This is a genomic window from Lacinutrix undariae (assembly GCF_052934785.1).
This window is the reverse complement of sequence record NZ_CM128809.1, coordinates 983,124-999,620: the sequence shown is the minus strand read 5'-3', so window position 1 is coordinate 999,620 and position 16,497 is coordinate 983,124. Positions and strand designations below refer to the sequence as shown.

Genomic DNA, 16,497 nt, shown 5'->3' with positions numbered 1-16,497 from the left:
GATAAATTTGTTGCAAATATAAAACCTTATTTTAAATCAATCTAAATAAGAATAAGAAAATTTAAAATTATTTTAAAACATAAAACAAACTCTTAATAATGAAACATTTAAACTTCACAGCACTTTTACTAATTGCAGTTTTTACAAGTGTAACAGCTCAAAACAAACACAAACAAGATACTGAAGCCATAAAAGATATGTGTGGTTGTCATGAGGTAACCTTCAATTTTTCTGAAACTTTTGAGTACGCAAACGATTCTACTTACATGGCGTCTAAAACTAAACATGATAAAGGTTTGGAGTGGGTACAATTAGTTGAAGATGATAAGAACAAAATATCAATGCAACATTTATTAATTGTAGGTACAAAAGAACATCCTTATATAGTAAAGCACTGGAGACAAGATTGGGAATTTGAAAATACCGATTTATACGAATATAGCCACGATAACAAATGGAACTTTGTAAGTCTTCCTAAAAAAGAAGTGAAAGGACAATGGACACAAAAAGTTTTTCAAGTAGATGATAGTCCACGTTACGAAGGGTCTGCAACTTGGGTACATGTTGATGGAAAAAGCTACTGGGAAAGCACAACATCGGCTCCATTACCAAGACGTGAGTACACAAAACGTAGTGATTATAATGTAACAGTAAGAACTAACCGTCACGAAATTGTTGAAAACGGATGGATTCATGATCAAGATAATGACAAAGTTATTAGAGAAGATGGTAAAGAAGATATTATCTTAGCGCAAGAAAAAGGTTACAACACTTACATGAAAGTTGATGATAGCGAATGTGAAGCTGCACAAGCATATTGGGCAAAAAACAAAGCAAAATGGGCTCTAGTTCGTGCAAAATGGAATCAAGTATTTGCTAGAAATATAGATTTAGTATTAGAAGAAAAAGTAGATAATAAAGTAATGTTTAAATATCTATTAGACGACGACAATTATAAAACTTCAGAAACTATCGATCCTATTATTGATGCTTTCGTAAAATAATAAAATTATGAATTTTAAAACAATTATTACAACAGTTACATTATTTTTAGGTCTTACAGGATTTGCACAAGATAATGTGTTTTTAAGTCGCGATTTTTGGGATAGTAAACCAACAGTTAAAATTGTAAAAGAAAAAATAAAAGAAGGCCATAATATTGCTGAATCTAACGGGAATAATTTTGATCCTGTAGTGTATGCTATTTTACAAGGTGTCGATACTAAAGTGATTAAATACATCCAATCTAGAGACGGAAACGATGTTAATAAATTAACTCACGATGGACGTACATACATCTTTTGGGCAGCATATAAAGGAAATATTGAAGTGATGGAGTACCTATTAAAAGAAGGTGCAAAAACGGATATTACAGACGATAAAGGAAATACAATTTTAAATTTTGCCGCAGCTTCAGGTCAAAAAAATACTGAAGTTTATGAGCTTTGTCTTGAAAATGGTGCCAATTTAAAAACAGATTTAAACCCTGATGGTGCTAATGCCTTATTAATCTCTGCTGCTGCAGACAAAGAAATGACGCTTTTAGATTATTTTACATCAAAAGGTTTAGATCTTAATAGTACCGATGCTAAAGGCAACGACATTTTTAATTATGTAGCGCGTTCAGGAGATATTGAACGATTAAATAAATTAAGAGGAATGGGTGCCAAAGGTAGCGACCAAGCCTTTTTATTTGCAGCCTACGGAGAAAGACGTAAAACTAACGGGATTGAGGTGTACGAATATCTTAATGGTCTTGGGTTTAATTTAAAAGCGTCAGATAAAGATGGTGTGACGCCTTTTCATATTGTTGCTTCTAGAAATAAAGATTTAAATATAATTAACTTCTTTTTATCAGGTAAAGCAAATGTAAATGCAAAAGATAATAACGGAAATACACCTTTTTTAAATGCCGCAAAACATAATGATATTAAAGTTGTAAGCGAGTTGTTTAATAAAGTCTTAGATATCAATTTGGTTAATAAAAAAGGAGAATCAGCAGTTAGCTTAGCTGTTGCTGATAATACATCTGAAGTGGTACGCTTTTTGATTGAAAACAAAGCAGATATTGCTGTAGTTGATGCTAAAGGAAATAATATTGTAGTACCATTAATGGCTTCGTTTTCTGCTAAAAAAACAGATGACTTTAAAGCTAAAATAAAATTATTAGAAGCTGAAGGTGTTGCAATTGATAAGCAACAAAGAAACGGAAACACATTATATCATTTAGCTGTTGCTGAAAATAACTTACAACTTATACAATGGATAGTAAACTATAAAGTAGATATTAATGCTAAAAATGCCGAAGGAAATACACCTTTACTTTTAGCAGCAATGACAGCTAAAAACACCAAAATTTTAGAATATTTACTATCTAAAGGTGCAAGTAAAAAAGCAACCACAGACTTTGGTGAAACAGCATACGATTTGGCTTTAGAAAATGAGATTTTGGAAGCGAAACAAATTGATATCAATTTTTTAAAATAAAAAAATAATCTTCCGTGGGTTTTAGCTCACAATTTGTTGAGATATACTTTACGGAAGTATTTTAAACGCATAATTATGAAAATAAAATCTATACTCGCTATTTGCGGTCTTGCAATTGCTATGTTATCTTTTACATCGGTAGGAGAATCTTCAACCTATAAATGTATGATTCAAATGACAAATTATACAGGCGAAGGTGCTTATGTGGTAATTTCATTAATGAACCCAGATGGGGAATATGAAAAAACATTATATGTACAAGGTGATGATGATGAGTGGTATCACGATATTTCTGACTGGTGGAATTTCTACGGAAAGAAAAGATCAAATCTTGACGCTATTACCGGAGCAACTATTGCAGGTGGTGCAAGAAGTATTAGTGTGATTGAAATTGAAGACTCTAAAATAAATGCTGGTTACAGTATTCGTTTTGAAACGGCAGTTGAAGATCAAGAATATTATACAAGTGATGTGGAGTTTGAATTAACTTCAGAAACTGTAAAAACTAAAAAAGAAGGTTCAGGATTTATTCGTTATGTACGCATGATACCTAACTAAATTAAACCATTAACGTGTTGCTTTATTTTTATTAAAGAAGTGAAAAAACGTAAATAATATGACAATTTCAATATGGAGATATAGCCACCTAGTCCTGGCTGTATCTTCTTTTGTTTTTATATTTTTAGCTTCCATAACAGGGATTGTTTTGGCATTTCGACCTATTTCAGAACAATTAAATTCTTATAAGGTTAATAATTTTGAAACCATAACCTTAGCGGAAACCATATCTGGATTAAAAAGTACATATCCAGAAGTTATTGATGTACAAATAGACGCTAATGATTTTGTTTTAGCTTCTGTAATTACCGAAGACGGCGAAAGCTTAAACGGTTATATAAATCCTAAAACAGCTGAGTTTTTAGGAGATAAAATTGAAACGTCAAAGTTTTTTCAATGGGTAACAAGTTTTCATCGTTCTTTATTTTTAAAGAGTATTGGTCGTTTTTTTGTTGGCTTTTGTTCCTTTTTATTATTGCTAATAGCCGTTTCTGGTGCGGTATTAATTTTAAAACGTCAACGGAGTTTAAAAAAGTTTTTCTCAAAAATTGTTAACGAAAACTTCAACCAATATTGGCACGTAGTTTTAGGACGATTATCATTAATTCCTATTATTATAATTACGGTTACAGGCGTTTATTTGTCTGCCGAAAAATTCGATTTACTTCCTGCCGAAAAAAATAACCATCAGATAGATTTTGATGCTATTTCTGAAACGCAAAAACAAAATCTTCAAGATTTTGATATTTTCAAAAACACAAAACTATCGCAAGTTAAATCCATAGAATTTCCGTTCTCAGATGATGTAGAAGATTATTATACCATTGCATTAAAAAATAAAGAACTTGTAGTTAATCAATATACCGGTGATGTTTTAAGCGAAATCAATTATCCTTTAGTTACCTTTTTTTCAGGCTTAAGTCTTAATTTACATACCGGAAAAGGCAGTATTTTATGGTCGCTTGTTTTAGCATTTGCATGTATAAATATTTTGTTTTTTATCTATTCGGGATTTGCAATGACCTTAAAAAGACGACAAGCAAAACTTAAAAACAAGTATAAAAAAGACGCTTGTAAATATGTGATTTTAGTAGGTTCGGAAAACGGAAGCACATTACCTTTTGCAAACGCTTTACATGAACAATTATTAGCTGTTGGCGAAACCTCTTTTATTGCTCAACTTAACGATTATACCACTTACGATAAAGCAGAACATCTTATAATTTTTACAGCAACTTACGGTGAAGGCGAAGCGCCAACCAATGCAAATACATTTTTAAAACACTTACAAACGGTTAAGCAAACACAAAAAATAAGCTATTCGGTAGTAGGATTTGGCTCTTTATCTTATCCAGATTTTTGTAAGTTTGCTTTTGATGTTGATGCTCAATTACAGCAACAATTTCATCAAGAATCTCCAGTTTTCACCATTAATGATAAATCTGTTGAAAGTTTCGAGACATGGTTAAGTTTATGGACCGTTCCAAAAGATTTACAACTTCATATTGAAAAAGAAAATTTAGTATTTCAACCTAAACTCACGCATACATTCACTGTAAAGGAGAAAACAAATACGGACGATAATCCTGATGATACCTTCTTATTAACGCTTCAACCTAAAAAAGGAAAACCGTTTACTTCGGGCGATTTATTAGCAATTTATCCAAACGATGATTACCGTGAACGCCTATATTCCATAGGAAAAGTAGATGATAAACTTCAATTAAGTGTCAAACATTACCAAAACGGATTAGGGTCTAACTTTTTATATCAATTACCAATTAACAGTACATTTAAAGCACGGGTAATAAATAATACCGCTTTTCATATTCCTAAAAAAGGAGCGCAAGTTATTATGATTGCTAACGGAACAGGAGTTGCACCATTTTTAGGCATGTTATCCAGTAATACAAAACCAGAAACACATTTGTATTTAGGATTACGTACTCAAAAAGCTTATCAATTATACCAATCACAAATAGACGAAAGTATTTCAAAAGGAAATTTACAGCATTTTAATTTAGCTTTATCACAAGAAGTAAATTCTAATTATGTACAAGATTTAGTATTAAAAGATGCCGCAGTAATTGCAAAAGCATTACAAAATAATGGGGTTATAATGATTTGTGGCTCTTTAGCAATGCACAAAGGTGTGGTAAAAGTTATTACTCAAATTTGTAGTTCACACACGCAAAAATCATATGCGTTTTATAAGAAAAATCAACAAATTTTAAGCGATTGTTATTAAGAGGTTTCAGTAGCTGTAGTTGTTTCAGTTTCTTTATCAGTATTTGTGTCTTCATCAGTATTTAAAATACTAGGAAAAATCATTGGCGCTAAGTTTTTTACAGGCGTATAAAGTATAGAAGCCTCTAAATCGGCCTCGTCAGCAAATGGAAGAGTATTATTCATCTTATTAAAAACAATAAGAATCACACTTAAAATCAATCCAATTTTTAAAGCTCCAAAAACAGCACCTAAAATTTTATTTATAATTCCTAAAGCAGCAAAATCTGCCAATTTAGTCAATGCTTTTCCTGCCAACGAAATTACTAAAACAATCACAACAAATGTTACCGCAAATGCAACAATGCTAATATATTTAGGTTCCCATTCAAATTGTTCACTTAATAAATCGCCTGCAAAATCACTAAAATGGATCGCACCATACACACCAGCAACCAAAGCCAATAAAGACGCAATTTCAACAAAAAGACCTTTCATAAGTCCTCTTATTACACCAAAAAGTAACAAAGCCGCCAAAACAATATCAATAACACTCATAATACAATAGAATTTAAACAAATATAAATTAACTTTGTCACTTTGTAACTTTTTAAAATTACAACATAAAAAAAATGTCAAGAGACGAAGAATTAAAACAACGCTGGGACTTGGTAGTATCAAAACTATCCAACCAATTTGCCGATGGTGATAAACTCGATTTAGATGCTATAATTTACCTTATAGGCGTCCAAGAATTAGGGCAACTTAACCGAAAATTTAAAAAAGATCATAAACTAGATTTAATGCACATTGCAATTTGCAGGCTTCTAGAACCTTACGGATACTACGAATTCGATTTTTATGACGACGATAAATGGCCGCATTATAAAGTAAAAGAACAATTGCCACCACTTAAAGCTGGAGAACAAAGTGTTTTAATGAAAGAAGCCATAGTAAGCTACTTTGTTGAAACCGATTATATCCAATAATTATTTGGGCGTTACCCTACAGGTCGCGCTTTACATTGCAATATTTTGCCCAAAAAAGCAAAAGGATTTTCATTGCAATCGCTAACGCAACCAACCCAAAGGCAAGTAAAAAACAATAAACTAAGCAAAAAGTCTAAAGGCAATTACAACAAAAAACCTTAAATTTGCACACATTTTAAGACGTTATGATAGATAAGATTAAAGAGCTTATAGCCGAAGCCGAAGCATTTAAAGCACAATCTAAAGAAGAGGTTGAAACCTTCAGAATAAAATATTTAGGTAAAAAAGGACTTTTAAACGACTACTTTAAGGAGTTTAAAAACGTTGCCAACGATCAGAAAAAAGAATTTGGTCAGGTAATAAATGCACTTAAAAAAACAGCTGAAGATAAAGTAAACGCTTTAAAAGAAGAGCTAGAAAGCAAAGATGAAGAGCACGGTATTTATGGTGATTTATCAAGGCCAGGAGAACCAATACAAATAGGAGCACGTCATCCAATCTCAATAGTAAAAAATCAAATTACAGATATTTTCTCTCGCATAGGATTTAACGTAAGTGAAGGTCCAGAAATAGAAGATGACTGGCATAACTTTACTGCATTAAATCTTCCCGAATATCACCCAGCACGTGATATGCAGGATACATTTTTTATTCAAACAGATCCAGATATCTTATTACGTACGCACACCAGTTCGGTACAAGTACGTTATATGGAAAACAATACGCCACCAATTCGTACCATTTCACCAGGACGTGTATATCGTAACGAAGCAATTTCGGCAAGATCACATTGTTTCTTTCACCAAGTAGAAGGATTATACATTGATAAAGATGTAAGTTTTGCAGATTTAAAACAAACACTTCAATATTTTACAACAGAGATGTTTGGGAAATCTAAAATTAGATTACGCCCATCTTACTTCCCATTTACTGAACCAAGTGCAGAAATTGATGTGTACTGGGGATTAGAAACAGAATCTGATTACCGTATTACAAAAGGTACGGGATGGTTAGAAATTGGAGGTTGCGGAATGGTAGATCCAAACGTTTTAGAAAACTGTAATATAGACTCAAAAGAATACTCAGGGTTTGCCTTTGGTGTTGGTATTGATCGTATTGCAATGTTATTACACCAAATTAGCGATATCCGTTTATTAAGTGAAAACGATGTACGTTTCTTAGAGCAATTTAAGAGTGCTTTGTAAACGAATTATATAAATATAAAAAAAGCGATTTCAACTTGAAATCGCTTTTTTTTATGTGTTTTTGTAAACTTATTCTTGAAGTGTAGTTTGAAATAATTTAAAAATTCTTCGGTATTCGTCAGACCAACTTGAGCCTTCAATAAATCCGTGACCTTCCATAGGAAAAACAGCCATTTCCCAATTTTCTTTTTTAAGTTCAATTAAACGTTGTGATAAACGTACCACATCCTGAAATTGTACATTAGTATCAACCATACCATGTAAGATTAATAAGTTCCCTTTTAAGCCATCTGCAAAGTAAATAGGAGAACTTTGTTTGTAAGCCTTTGGGTCTTCGGCAGGTGTATTTAAAATATTTGCAGTATACCCATGATTATAATGTGCCCAATCTGTTACAGATCGTAAAGCTGCACCACTTTTAAAAGTATCTGGAGTTTTAAACATGGCCATAAGTGTAATAAAACCACCGTATGATCCACCGTAAATACCTAATCTATCTTTATCAATTCCGTGATTTTCTACTAAATATTTAGCACCATCTACTTGATCTTCTAAATCTGTTCCTCCCATATGGCGGTAAATTGAAGTTCTCCAATCGCGACCATATCCAGCACTTGCTCTAAAATCAATAGCTAAAACCGTGTAACCATTATCAACTAAAATGTTATGAAACATATATTCTCTGTAATAACCAGGCCACCAACGGTGCACATTTTGTAAATATCCAGCTCCATGAACAAATACAATTGCTGCGCCATTTTTTTTAGCTGCAGTAGGTTTGTAAAGTGTTGCCGGAACTTGCGCGCCATCTCTAGCGGTAAAGGTTATAATTTCGGAATCTATCCAGTTATGGTTATCAAATTGAGTAGTAGTTGAATGTGTTAACTGTGTCATTTTAGCACCAGCTTTATTTGGCATGGTATATAACTCCCAAGGTTTATTAGTGTACGAATATCGGATAGCTAACTGTGTTTCATCTGGAGATACGGTAACTTCATGACCACCTTGTTTTGAGGTGATTTGTGTCATTTTTCCTCCTTTAGATGGTAAATGATAAAAATGTTGCTCATGCGCACTCACTTTATTACTTGTTAAAAAGAAGGTTTTTTTGTCTTTAGATAAACTAATATCTAAAATCTCAAAATCTCCATGAGTTAAAGCCTTTGTTTTACCAGATTTTACGTTTGTAGTGTACACATGTGCAAAACCTGTTTTTTCAGATTTGTACCATACGGTATTAGTATCAATCCAACCCATTACACCTTCCGAAAACCAACCTACTCCAGGTCCGCCAATCCAAGCATCATCATGTTGGTGATCTATTAGTTTTAAATCTCCGTTAGATAAATCAATCATCATAATCCAACGGTCTTTATAATCTTGAGAAGTAATATTTACAATAGCTTTTCCGTCTTCAGAAAAAATAGGACTTGTAATATCTACAGCTCTTGGCTCATCATAAGTTGCTTTGTAATCTTCTTTATGATCTGCGTATTCTTTTAAAAACTCAGGTTTGTTTTTTATCCCTTCAATAGTATCAGTTTTAATTTGATAGTTTTCTCCCGTTTTAAGATTGTAAATCCAAGATTGAAATGTGTATTGAGCATCTCCAACTTTAGGTCTTGCGTTAAGGTCTTTAGTGTAGCCGTTTTCGGTAACAAAATCTGTAACAGTTGTATTTTTATCATTTGGCGCGCTATATAAACGGTAAACTACATATTCTAAATTTGGCGAGATATTTAATCCTAATATGTTTTTATCTCCAGTATAAACTGTTTTAATAGCATCTAATTTTGATTGTTCGTGGCGGTACTCTTGTGCGTCATTTTGATTTTTTCGTTTTCCTAAAATATCAAAAAGCTCAAGTTGATCATCTTCTAACCATTTTGCTTGTGCTGTTTCGTGGTGTGCTGTTTTTTCACTTCCAGATTTAAAGTTGGTAAGTTGTACTGTGGTTCCGTTAGCAATTTGCCATTGAAATAAATTGTTTTCAGATTGATAAATAATAGACTTATTATCTCCCGAAAACTGAGGATTGGATTCTCTATTTACGGTGTTTGTAATTTGTTCAACTTTATATGTTTTAGCGTTCATTAAAAAGATGTCGCCATTTTTTTGATATACTTTCCAAAGGCCATCTTTTGTGTAATCACCTGCATTTGTTTTTTGTTTGTGATCGTTAAAAGAAAGCTTATCAATTTTATTAGAAGTAATATCTACTTGGTAGGTTGATCTAATAGTATCGTTATCTGGATTCCAACTAAAATAAATGTTTTTGCTATTATCAGACCAACTTATGTTTGTAGGTAAGTACCCCACAAAATTTTCGCCTTGCATTACTTCATCAATGCTAAGTGTAGATTCGTTTTTAACCTGTGCAAAGGAAAATACTGTAAAAGCAAGACATAAAAGCGTTATTAGTTGTTTCATATTAAAATTTTAAGATCTAAAAAAAGACCGATTGTTATGTTACGAATTTAGCGGTTTTAAGGCAAAGAATAAAATGCCGTTAAAACAGAACTGTAATACCGTTTAATGAAGTTTTTTTACTGGTACATATCATAGTTTGTTTTTCTTAAAAACACGCTGTATAGTCTTAAATATGGCGTAATTATAAATGCTTGTTTCTCAGTGTATTTTAATGTTAAATATTCATTAAAGTGAAGAATGCCGTGGTGTCTTTTAGAGGTTGAAATCTTATCTTTGAAGTTAATCTTATCTCTAAAAACCATAATTATATGATCAAAAAAGTTTTTCTTACTCCCTTTCAAAAATTTGTAAAAATTGAAAGTTTTAGTGGTATTCTACTCATGTTTGCTACTGTTCTTGCTTTGGTTTGGGCAAATTCACCTTATGGCGACAGTTATAGAGAACTTTGGCAATATGACTTGGGAATTGTAACGGAAACTTTTGAATTTAAAAAACCATTAATTCTGTGGATTAACGATGGGTTAATGGCCATATTTTTTTTCCTTATTGGACTAGAAATAAAAAGAGAGTTATTAATAGGAGAACTTAATACGCCCAAAAAAATAGCCTTTCCACTAGTTGGAGCACTTGGAGGAATGTTAGTACCAGTATTATTCTTTTTTGTGTTAAATGAAAACCCCGATACAGTAAAGGGATGGGGAATTCCAATGGCAACCGATATTGCATTTTCACTAGCTATTTTAAATGTGCTTGGTAAACGTGTACCTTTAAGTCTTAAAATATTTTTAACGGCATTTGCAATTGTAGATGATATTGGAGCTGTTTTAGTGATCGCAATTTTTTATAGTGGGAGTATTAATATAACCTTACTAGTAATTGCTTTAGCATTACTAGGGGTGTTGTATTTCTTTTCTTACAAAGGATTTTACTCTAAATTTACCATGTTTCTCTTCGGAACAATTATTTGGTTTTTGTTTCTTAAATCAGGAATCCACCCTACTGTTGCAGGTATTCTATTAGCATTTTCTGTTCCAATCCGACAAAAAATTGAAACCTCAAGATTTTTAGAAGGTTTAGAAAATATCTATAATGATATCAAAAAATCAACAGTACTCAAAAAGCCTATTCTTTCTCATGAACAAATAAAACAAGTAGATAATTTAGAAAGTTGGTCATCAAAATTCAGATCACCTTTACAGCATTTAGAACATGGTTTACACGGTTGGGTGGCATATTTTATCATTCCAATTTTTGCTTTTGCAAATGCAGGAGTGCTAATTTCGGGTTCAGAAAATCTAGATACCGCTTTAATAATTAATATTGTTGTGTGTCTTGTTTTAGGAAAAGGAATAGGAATAACCTCTATAGTATGGCTTGCTCAAAAAATGAAGTTGATTGAAATACCTAACGATATTAGTACGAAACAGATTATTGGTGTTGCCTTTTTAGCAGGTATTGGTTTTACAATGGCCATTTTTATTGCTAGTTTGGCATTTGTGTCTTCGCCTGAGTATGTTGATTCTGCTAAGATAGGAATTCTTATAGGTTCGTTTATTTCTGCAATTATTGGTTATGTTATATTAAGATTTAGCTCTAATAAAACGATTATTTCATAGCATATATTCTTTATTTAATTTTAAAACTCAAAGCTATTAGTTTCTTTGAGTTTTAGGAGTCATTAGTATTTAACAACAATTTAACTTCGATTGGTTCGGTTTGTTCCGAACCAATCGATTATATTTGCATAGAATTTAGCTGTACGTGAATATTTTTATTCAAAAGCAGTAATAAAACAATTAAATATGAAAGAAAATATCTGCAAAGAAAAAATGGGTTTAGTTGAAAGACTAGGCGTGCATTTAGAAAACAGAGAGCAATTGGCTCCAGTTGCAGCTCGTATTTTGGCTTATATTATTCTTACGGGTAAAAAAGGAGCCACTTTTGAGGATATGGTAACTATACTTTGTGCGAGTAAAAGCACTATTTCTACGCATCTTAATCACTTACAAGATTTAAAAAAAATTGTGTATTTCACAAAAACAGGAGATCGCAAAAAGTACTTTATTATTAATAAAGATATGATTGTTCAACATATAGAAAATATGATAAATGAATGGCAAGAAGTAAAAGAATTACATTTTGAAATAAAGGACTACAAAGAAAAATTCAATACAAAAAAAGCAGAAAACGAATCTGAAAAATTTGAACTTAATTTTCATAATGATTATATCAAATTTTTAGATGAAGCAAGTGAATCTATTCAAAAATTAAAATTAAAATTAACAACTAACCAAATTACCTTTTAAATAAAATAAAAATGAAGAAAAATTTAAGCTCCATAGCCCTATTAGCAGTGTTTTTTCTTGTTATAAGTTGTGGTAACAAAGAACAAGCCGCAGCTCCACAAGCGCCACCAGCAGCAATTCCAGTTACACAATTACAAGCTAAAACAGTAACAGGTTACACTGAATATCCTGCAACAATTGAAGGAATTGTAAACAGTGATGTTCGTGCTAAAACATCAGGATATGTTGAAAAAGTATATGTTGATGAAGGTCAGAAAGTACGTAAAGGACAAGTGTTATTTAAATTAGAAACACAATCTTTAAGTCAGGATGCTGGAGCAGCAAAAGCACGTGTAAATGTGGCGCAAGTTGAGGTTGATAAGTTAATTCCTCTTGTGGAAAAAAATATTATTAGCGCGGTGCAATTAGAAACTGCAAAAGCCAATTTAGCACAAGCAAAAGCCAATTATAGCGGTGTTTCTGCAAATGTTGGTTATGCAACGATTAAAAGTCCAATAGACGGTTATGTAGGTGCCATTAATTTTAGAGAAGGTGCATTAATTAGTCCTAGTGATGTTTCTCCTTTAACAACAGTAAGCGAAATTAGCCAAGTATATGCGTTTTTCAGTTTTAATGAAGCACAATACATAAATCTTTTACAAAATGCTGAAGGTAAAACGAAAGCAGAACGTATTAAAAACTCACCAGATTTAAGTTTAATCTTAGCAAATGGTAAAATGTATTCTGAAAAAGGACGCATCCAAACTAGTACAGGACAAATAAACCAAAGTACAGGAACTATAGCTATTAGAGCAGCTTTTGATAATCCAAAAGAAATTTTAACTAACGGAAATAGTGGTAAAATTAGATTACCTATTGAGTATAAAGATGCTATTGTTGTGCCACAATCTGCAACTTTTGAGCAACAAAAAGATATCGTAATTTATACATTAGGTGAAGATAATAAAATTAAAGCGACTTTAATAAAAATTGCTGGTGTTGTTGGCAATTTATATGTTGTTGAATCTGGACTTAAATTAGGTGATAAAATTATTATAACTGGAGTAAATAAGTTAAGAAACGGAGCAACTATTTCTCCTCAAGACACCCCTTTTGAAGAGGCTGTTAAACCTATTGCGCCGTTATTTAAAAACTAATTAACCTACAAATTTTATAATTATGTTAAAAACTTTTATTGAAAGACCCGTGCTTTCAACAGTGATCTCTATTATTATAGTCTTGTTAGGAGTTATTAGTATAACAAGCTTACCAATAGAAGAATACCCAGATATTGCACCACCAACTATTAAGGTGACCGCAAGTTATACAGGAGCGAATGCCGAAACCGTATTAGAGAGTGTAATTATCCCAATTGAAGAACAAATTAATGGGGTAGAAGGAATGACATACATTACTTCAACAGCATCTAATACCGGAACAGCAGAGATTACTGTATATTTCGATCAAGAAATGGATGCAGATATTGCTGCCGTAAACGTACAAAACCGTGTAGCAAGAGCATCGGCATTATTACCACAAGAGGTTATACAAACAGGTGTAATCACTCAAAAACAAGAAACAAGTGCATTGATGTTTGTGTCAATGTATTCTGAAAGTGAAGATTATGATGCTACATTTATTCAAAATTACTTAAAAATTAATGTTATTCCAGCAATGCAACGTATTAGTGGTGTTGGTGATGTGAGTGTGTTTTCTCAACAAGATTATGCGATGCGTATTTGGTTAAAACCAGAAAAATTAGCAGCATATAACTTAATCCCTTCTGATATTTCTGCAGCTTTAGCTGAACAAAATTTAGAAGCAGCAGCAGGATCTTTAGGTCAGAATAGTGGAGAAGCTTTTTCTTATACATTAACTTATAGTGGACGTTTTAAAAACGAAAGTCAGTATAGTGATATCGTAATTAAAGCTTTAGGAAATGGAGAATTTTTACGATTAAAAGATGTGGCAACTATTGAGTTAGACGCACAATCTTACGCAGCAAACGCAATGAGTTTAGGTCATCCTGCAGTATTTATGGGGATCTTTCAAACCAAAGGTTCTAATGCGCAAGAAATTATTGAAAACATCAAAACAACATTAGCTTCAGTAGAAGGTGATCTTCCTGATGGATTAAAAATATTTGTACCTTATGATACAAGTTTATTCTTAAATGCATCAATTGAAAAAGTAATTCATACCTTGTTAGAGGCCTTTGTGTTAGTGTTTTTAGTGGTATTTCTCTTTTTACAAGATTTCCGTTCAACATTAATTCCTGCAATTGCAGTACCGGTTTCTATTATTGGTACCTTCTTTTTCCTGAATCTTTTTGGATATTCTATTAACTTATTAACGCTATTTGCCTTAGTACTGGCTATTGGTATTGTAGTAGATGATGCCATTGTAGTTGTTGAGGCGGTTCACGCTAAATTAGATGAAGGAGAAAAGAATCCTAAGAAAGCAACTTTAACAGCTATGAACGAAATTTCGGGAGCTATTATTTCTATTACCTTAGTAATGGCTGCTGTATTTATTCCAGTAACTTTTATTACAGGACCAACAGGGGTTTTCTATGAGCAATTTGGTGTAACTTTAATTATCGCTATTTTAATTTCAGCAGTAAATGCCCTAACATTAAGTCCGGCATTATGTGCTTTATTATTAAAAGGTCATAAAGATGATGATGAATTAAAAAGTAAAGGCCCATTAAAACGTTTTTACACCTTATTTAATCGTGGTTTTAATGCTACAATAGATAGATACGGAAAATCACTGCACTTTTTATTTAAATGGAAATGGATTTCACCACTACTTTTAATAGTTGCTGTAGCCGGTATTTATTGGGCTGCAAATACTACACCTACAGGTTTTGTACCTAATGAGGATAGAGGAATTATTTTTGCTAATATAGAATTACCTGCCGGAGCATCTTTAGATAGAACAGATGCTGTAGCAAGAAAACTATATTCTAAAATAGAAGGAATGGAAGGTATTGTTGGTGTCAACTTTATTAAAGGTAGAAGTTTAATAAATGGTACCGGTTCTAACTACGGAATGGGAATTATTAAATTAAAAGACTGGAGTGAACGTGAAGATCCTTCTCTTTCTTCGGCAGCAATTACCGGAAAATTATTTGGTCTTGCAGCAGGTGTTCCAGATGCTAAAATTATCTTTTTCTCACCACCAAGTATCCGTGGGTTTGGTAACTCAGCAGGTTTTGAAGTGAATTTGTTAGATAAATTTGGAGGAGAATTTAAAGATTTAGATAAAGCGAATCAAGAATTTTCTGCCGCTATAATGAGTCATCCAGAAATTAAATACGCACAATCTGCTTTTAATACTAATTATCCGCAGTACGAAATGGAAATTAACGTGCCTTTAGCGAAAGAAAAAGGTGTTGAGGTTTCTAGTATTTTCTCTACGTTACAAGGTTATATTGGAGGAATTTATGCTTCGGATTTTTCTAGATTTGGAAAACAATTTAGAGTATACATTCAAGCTCTACCAGAAGATAGAGCAGATACAAATGCTTTAAATAGCATGTATGTAAGAACAAATGCCGGTGAAATGGCACCAATTACAGAGTTTGTAACTCTAGAGCGCGTTTATGGGCCACAAGCTGTAACACGTTTTAATTTATTAAACTCAACAAGTATTACTGGTGCAACTAACGATGGATTTAGTACCGGAGATGCCATTAGAGTTATTGAAGAAGAAGTTGCAAAACTACCAAGTAATTATACAATTGCTTATTCAGGTTTAACACGTGAAGAGGTAAGTGCAGGAAATCAAACCACATTTATATTTATATTAAGTATTGTATTTGTGTACTTCTTGTTAGCTGCGCAATACGAAAGTTATTTATTACCATTTGCAGTAGTATTATCATTACCATTTGGGGTTTTTGGAGCGTATATAAGTACTAAATTTTTAGGACTAGAAAATAATATATATTTTCAAATTGCTTTAATTATGTTAATTGGTCTGCTCGCCAAAAATGCCATACTTATTGTGGAAATTGCATTGCAAAAACGTAGGAAAGGTGAAAGTATTGTTGATGCAGCTATTGATGGTGCAAAATCAAGATTACGTCCTATTTTAATGACATCATTTGCCTTTATACTAGGTTTAATGCCGTTAGTATTAGCAAAAGGTGTTGGTTCTGAAGGAAACAAATCTATTGGTACTGGTGCAGTTGGAGGATTATTAATTGGTACTATTTTAGGAGTCTTTGTAATTCCTATCTTATTTATATTATTTCAGTGGTTACAAGAAAAAATTTCTAGTAAGCCAGAAGTACAAACTATTGAAGAATAA

12 protein-coding genes are annotated in these 16,497 nt (G+C 32.2%); 10 read left to right on the top strand and 2 right to left on the bottom strand.

Features of this window, described 5'->3' with window-relative positions; translation table 11 throughout:
• The first annotated feature begins 98 nt into the window (after positions 1-98).
• From ACU4C5_RS04460 to ACU4C5_RS04445, 4 genes are all read left to right on the top strand, one after another.
• The gene (locus ACU4C5_RS04460) at positions 99-1,004 is read left to right on the top strand and encodes a DUF6607 family protein (RefSeq protein ID WP_446845861.1); all 906 of its coding nucleotides are present in this window, start codon (positions 99-101) and stop codon (positions 1,002-1,004) included.
• A gap of 7 nt (positions 1,005-1,011) precedes the next feature.
• On the top strand, positions 1,012-2,487 hold the full coding sequence (locus tag ACU4C5_RS04455) for an ankyrin repeat domain-containing protein (RefSeq protein WP_446845860.1): 1,476 nt from the start codon (positions 1,012-1,014) through the stop codon (positions 2,485-2,487).
• A gap of 75 nt (positions 2,488-2,562) precedes the next feature.
• Positions 2,563-3,045: a DUF2271 domain-containing protein gene (locus ACU4C5_RS04450; RefSeq protein ID WP_446845859.1), complete on the top strand. Its 483-nt coding sequence runs from the start codon at positions 2,563-2,565 to the stop codon at positions 3,043-3,045.
• Between the two features lie 58 nt (positions 3,046-3,103).
• Entirely contained in the window at positions 3,104-5,293 is a 2,190-nt protein-coding gene (locus tag ACU4C5_RS04445; RefSeq protein WP_446845858.1) for a PepSY domain-containing protein, read from the top strand.
• Here the strand turns inward: ACU4C5_RS04445 and ACU4C5_RS04440 are convergent.
• Positions 5,290-5,829: a CvpA family protein gene (locus tag ACU4C5_RS04440; protein ID WP_446845857.1), complete on the bottom strand. Its 540-nt coding sequence runs from the start codon at positions 5,827-5,829 to the stop codon at positions 5,290-5,292. The two genes, ACU4C5_RS04445 and ACU4C5_RS04440, sit on opposite strands and share 4 nt — an antisense overlap.
• Positions 5,830-5,903: 74 nt before the next feature.
• On the opposite strand from ACU4C5_RS04440, the gene ACU4C5_RS04435 reads away from it, so the two are divergent.
• Positions 5,904-6,260, top strand: a complete 357-nt coding sequence (locus ACU4C5_RS04435) for a hypothetical protein (RefSeq protein WP_446845856.1) — start codon at positions 5,904-5,906, stop codon at positions 6,258-6,260.
• A 185-nt stretch (positions 6,261-6,445) separates the two neighbouring features.
• Complete coding sequence (gene pheS, locus ACU4C5_RS04430; protein WP_446845855.1) at positions 6,446-7,465, top strand: phenylalanine--tRNA ligase subunit alpha; 1,020 nt, start codon at positions 6,446-6,448, stop codon at positions 7,463-7,465.
• Positions 7,466-7,534: 69 nt separating this feature from the next.
• On the opposite strand, the gene ACU4C5_RS04425 is transcribed toward pheS, so the two are convergent.
• Positions 7,535-9,895: an alpha/beta fold hydrolase gene (locus ACU4C5_RS04425; RefSeq protein WP_446845854.1), complete on the bottom strand. Its 2,361-nt coding sequence runs from the start codon at positions 9,893-9,895 to the stop codon at positions 7,535-7,537.
• A 308-nt stretch (positions 9,896-10,203) separates the two neighbouring features.
• Here ACU4C5_RS04425 and nhaA point away from each other — a divergent pair, with 308 nt between their 5' ends.
• The 4 genes from nhaA (at position 10,204) to ACU4C5_RS04405 (ending at position 16,497) form a co-directional block, all read left to right on the top strand.
• Positions 10,204-11,511: a Na+/H+ antiporter NhaA gene (gene nhaA, locus ACU4C5_RS04420; protein WP_446845853.1), complete on the top strand. Its 1,308-nt coding sequence runs from the start codon at positions 10,204-10,206 to the stop codon at positions 11,509-11,511.
• Between the two features lie 186 nt (positions 11,512-11,697).
• Entirely contained in the window at positions 11,698-12,201 is a 504-nt protein-coding gene (locus ACU4C5_RS04415; RefSeq protein WP_446845852.1) for a GbsR/MarR family transcriptional regulator, read from the top strand.
• A gap of 11 nt (positions 12,202-12,212) precedes the next feature.
• Positions 12,213-13,337 (top strand): efflux RND transporter periplasmic adaptor subunit, encoded by a 1,125-nt coding sequence (locus tag ACU4C5_RS04410; RefSeq protein ID WP_446845851.1) that lies wholly within the window; start codon positions 12,213-12,215, stop codon positions 13,335-13,337.
• A 22-nt stretch (positions 13,338-13,359) separates the two neighbouring features.
• Positions 13,360-16,497: an efflux RND transporter permease subunit gene (locus tag ACU4C5_RS04405; RefSeq protein WP_446845850.1), complete on the top strand. Its 3,138-nt coding sequence runs from the start codon at positions 13,360-13,362 to the stop codon at positions 16,495-16,497.

Bases quoted from the DNA above. Each gene is read 5' to 3' on its own strand.
- ACU4C5_RS04460 (WP_446845861.1), top strand. From the start codon at position 99: ATGAAACATTTAAACTTCACAGCACTTTTACTAATTGCAGTTTTTACA.
- ACU4C5_RS04455 (WP_446845860.1), top strand. From the start codon at position 1,012: ATGAATTTTAAAACAATTATTACAACAGTTACATTATTTTTAGGTCTT.
- ACU4C5_RS04450 (WP_446845859.1), top strand. From the start codon at position 2,563: ATGAAAATAAAATCTATACTCGCTATTTGCGGTCTTGCAATTGCTATG.
- ACU4C5_RS04445 (WP_446845858.1), top strand. From the start codon at position 3,104: ATGACAATTTCAATATGGAGATATAGCCACCTAGTCCTGGCTGTATCT.
- ACU4C5_RS04440 (WP_446845857.1), bottom strand. From the start codon at position 5,829: ATGAGTGTTATTGATATTGTTTTGGCGGCTTTGTTACTTTTTGGTGTA.
- ACU4C5_RS04435 (WP_446845856.1), top strand. From the start codon at position 5,904: ATGTCAAGAGACGAAGAATTAAAACAACGCTGGGACTTGGTAGTATCA.
- pheS (WP_446845855.1), top strand. From the start codon at position 6,446: ATGATAGATAAGATTAAAGAGCTTATAGCCGAAGCCGAAGCATTTAAA.
- ACU4C5_RS04425 (WP_446845854.1), bottom strand. From the start codon at position 9,895: ATGAAACAACTAATAACGCTTTTATGTCTTGCTTTTACAGTATTTTCC.
- nhaA (WP_446845853.1), top strand. From the start codon at position 10,204: ATGATCAAAAAAGTTTTTCTTACTCCCTTTCAAAAATTTGTAAAAATT.
- ACU4C5_RS04415 (WP_446845852.1), top strand. From the start codon at position 11,698: ATGAAAGAAAATATCTGCAAAGAAAAAATGGGTTTAGTTGAAAGACTA.
- ACU4C5_RS04410 (WP_446845851.1), top strand. From the start codon at position 12,213: ATGAAGAAAAATTTAAGCTCCATAGCCCTATTAGCAGTGTTTTTTCTT.
- ACU4C5_RS04405 (WP_446845850.1), top strand. From the start codon at position 13,360: ATGTTAAAAACTTTTATTGAAAGACCCGTGCTTTCAACAGTGATCTCT.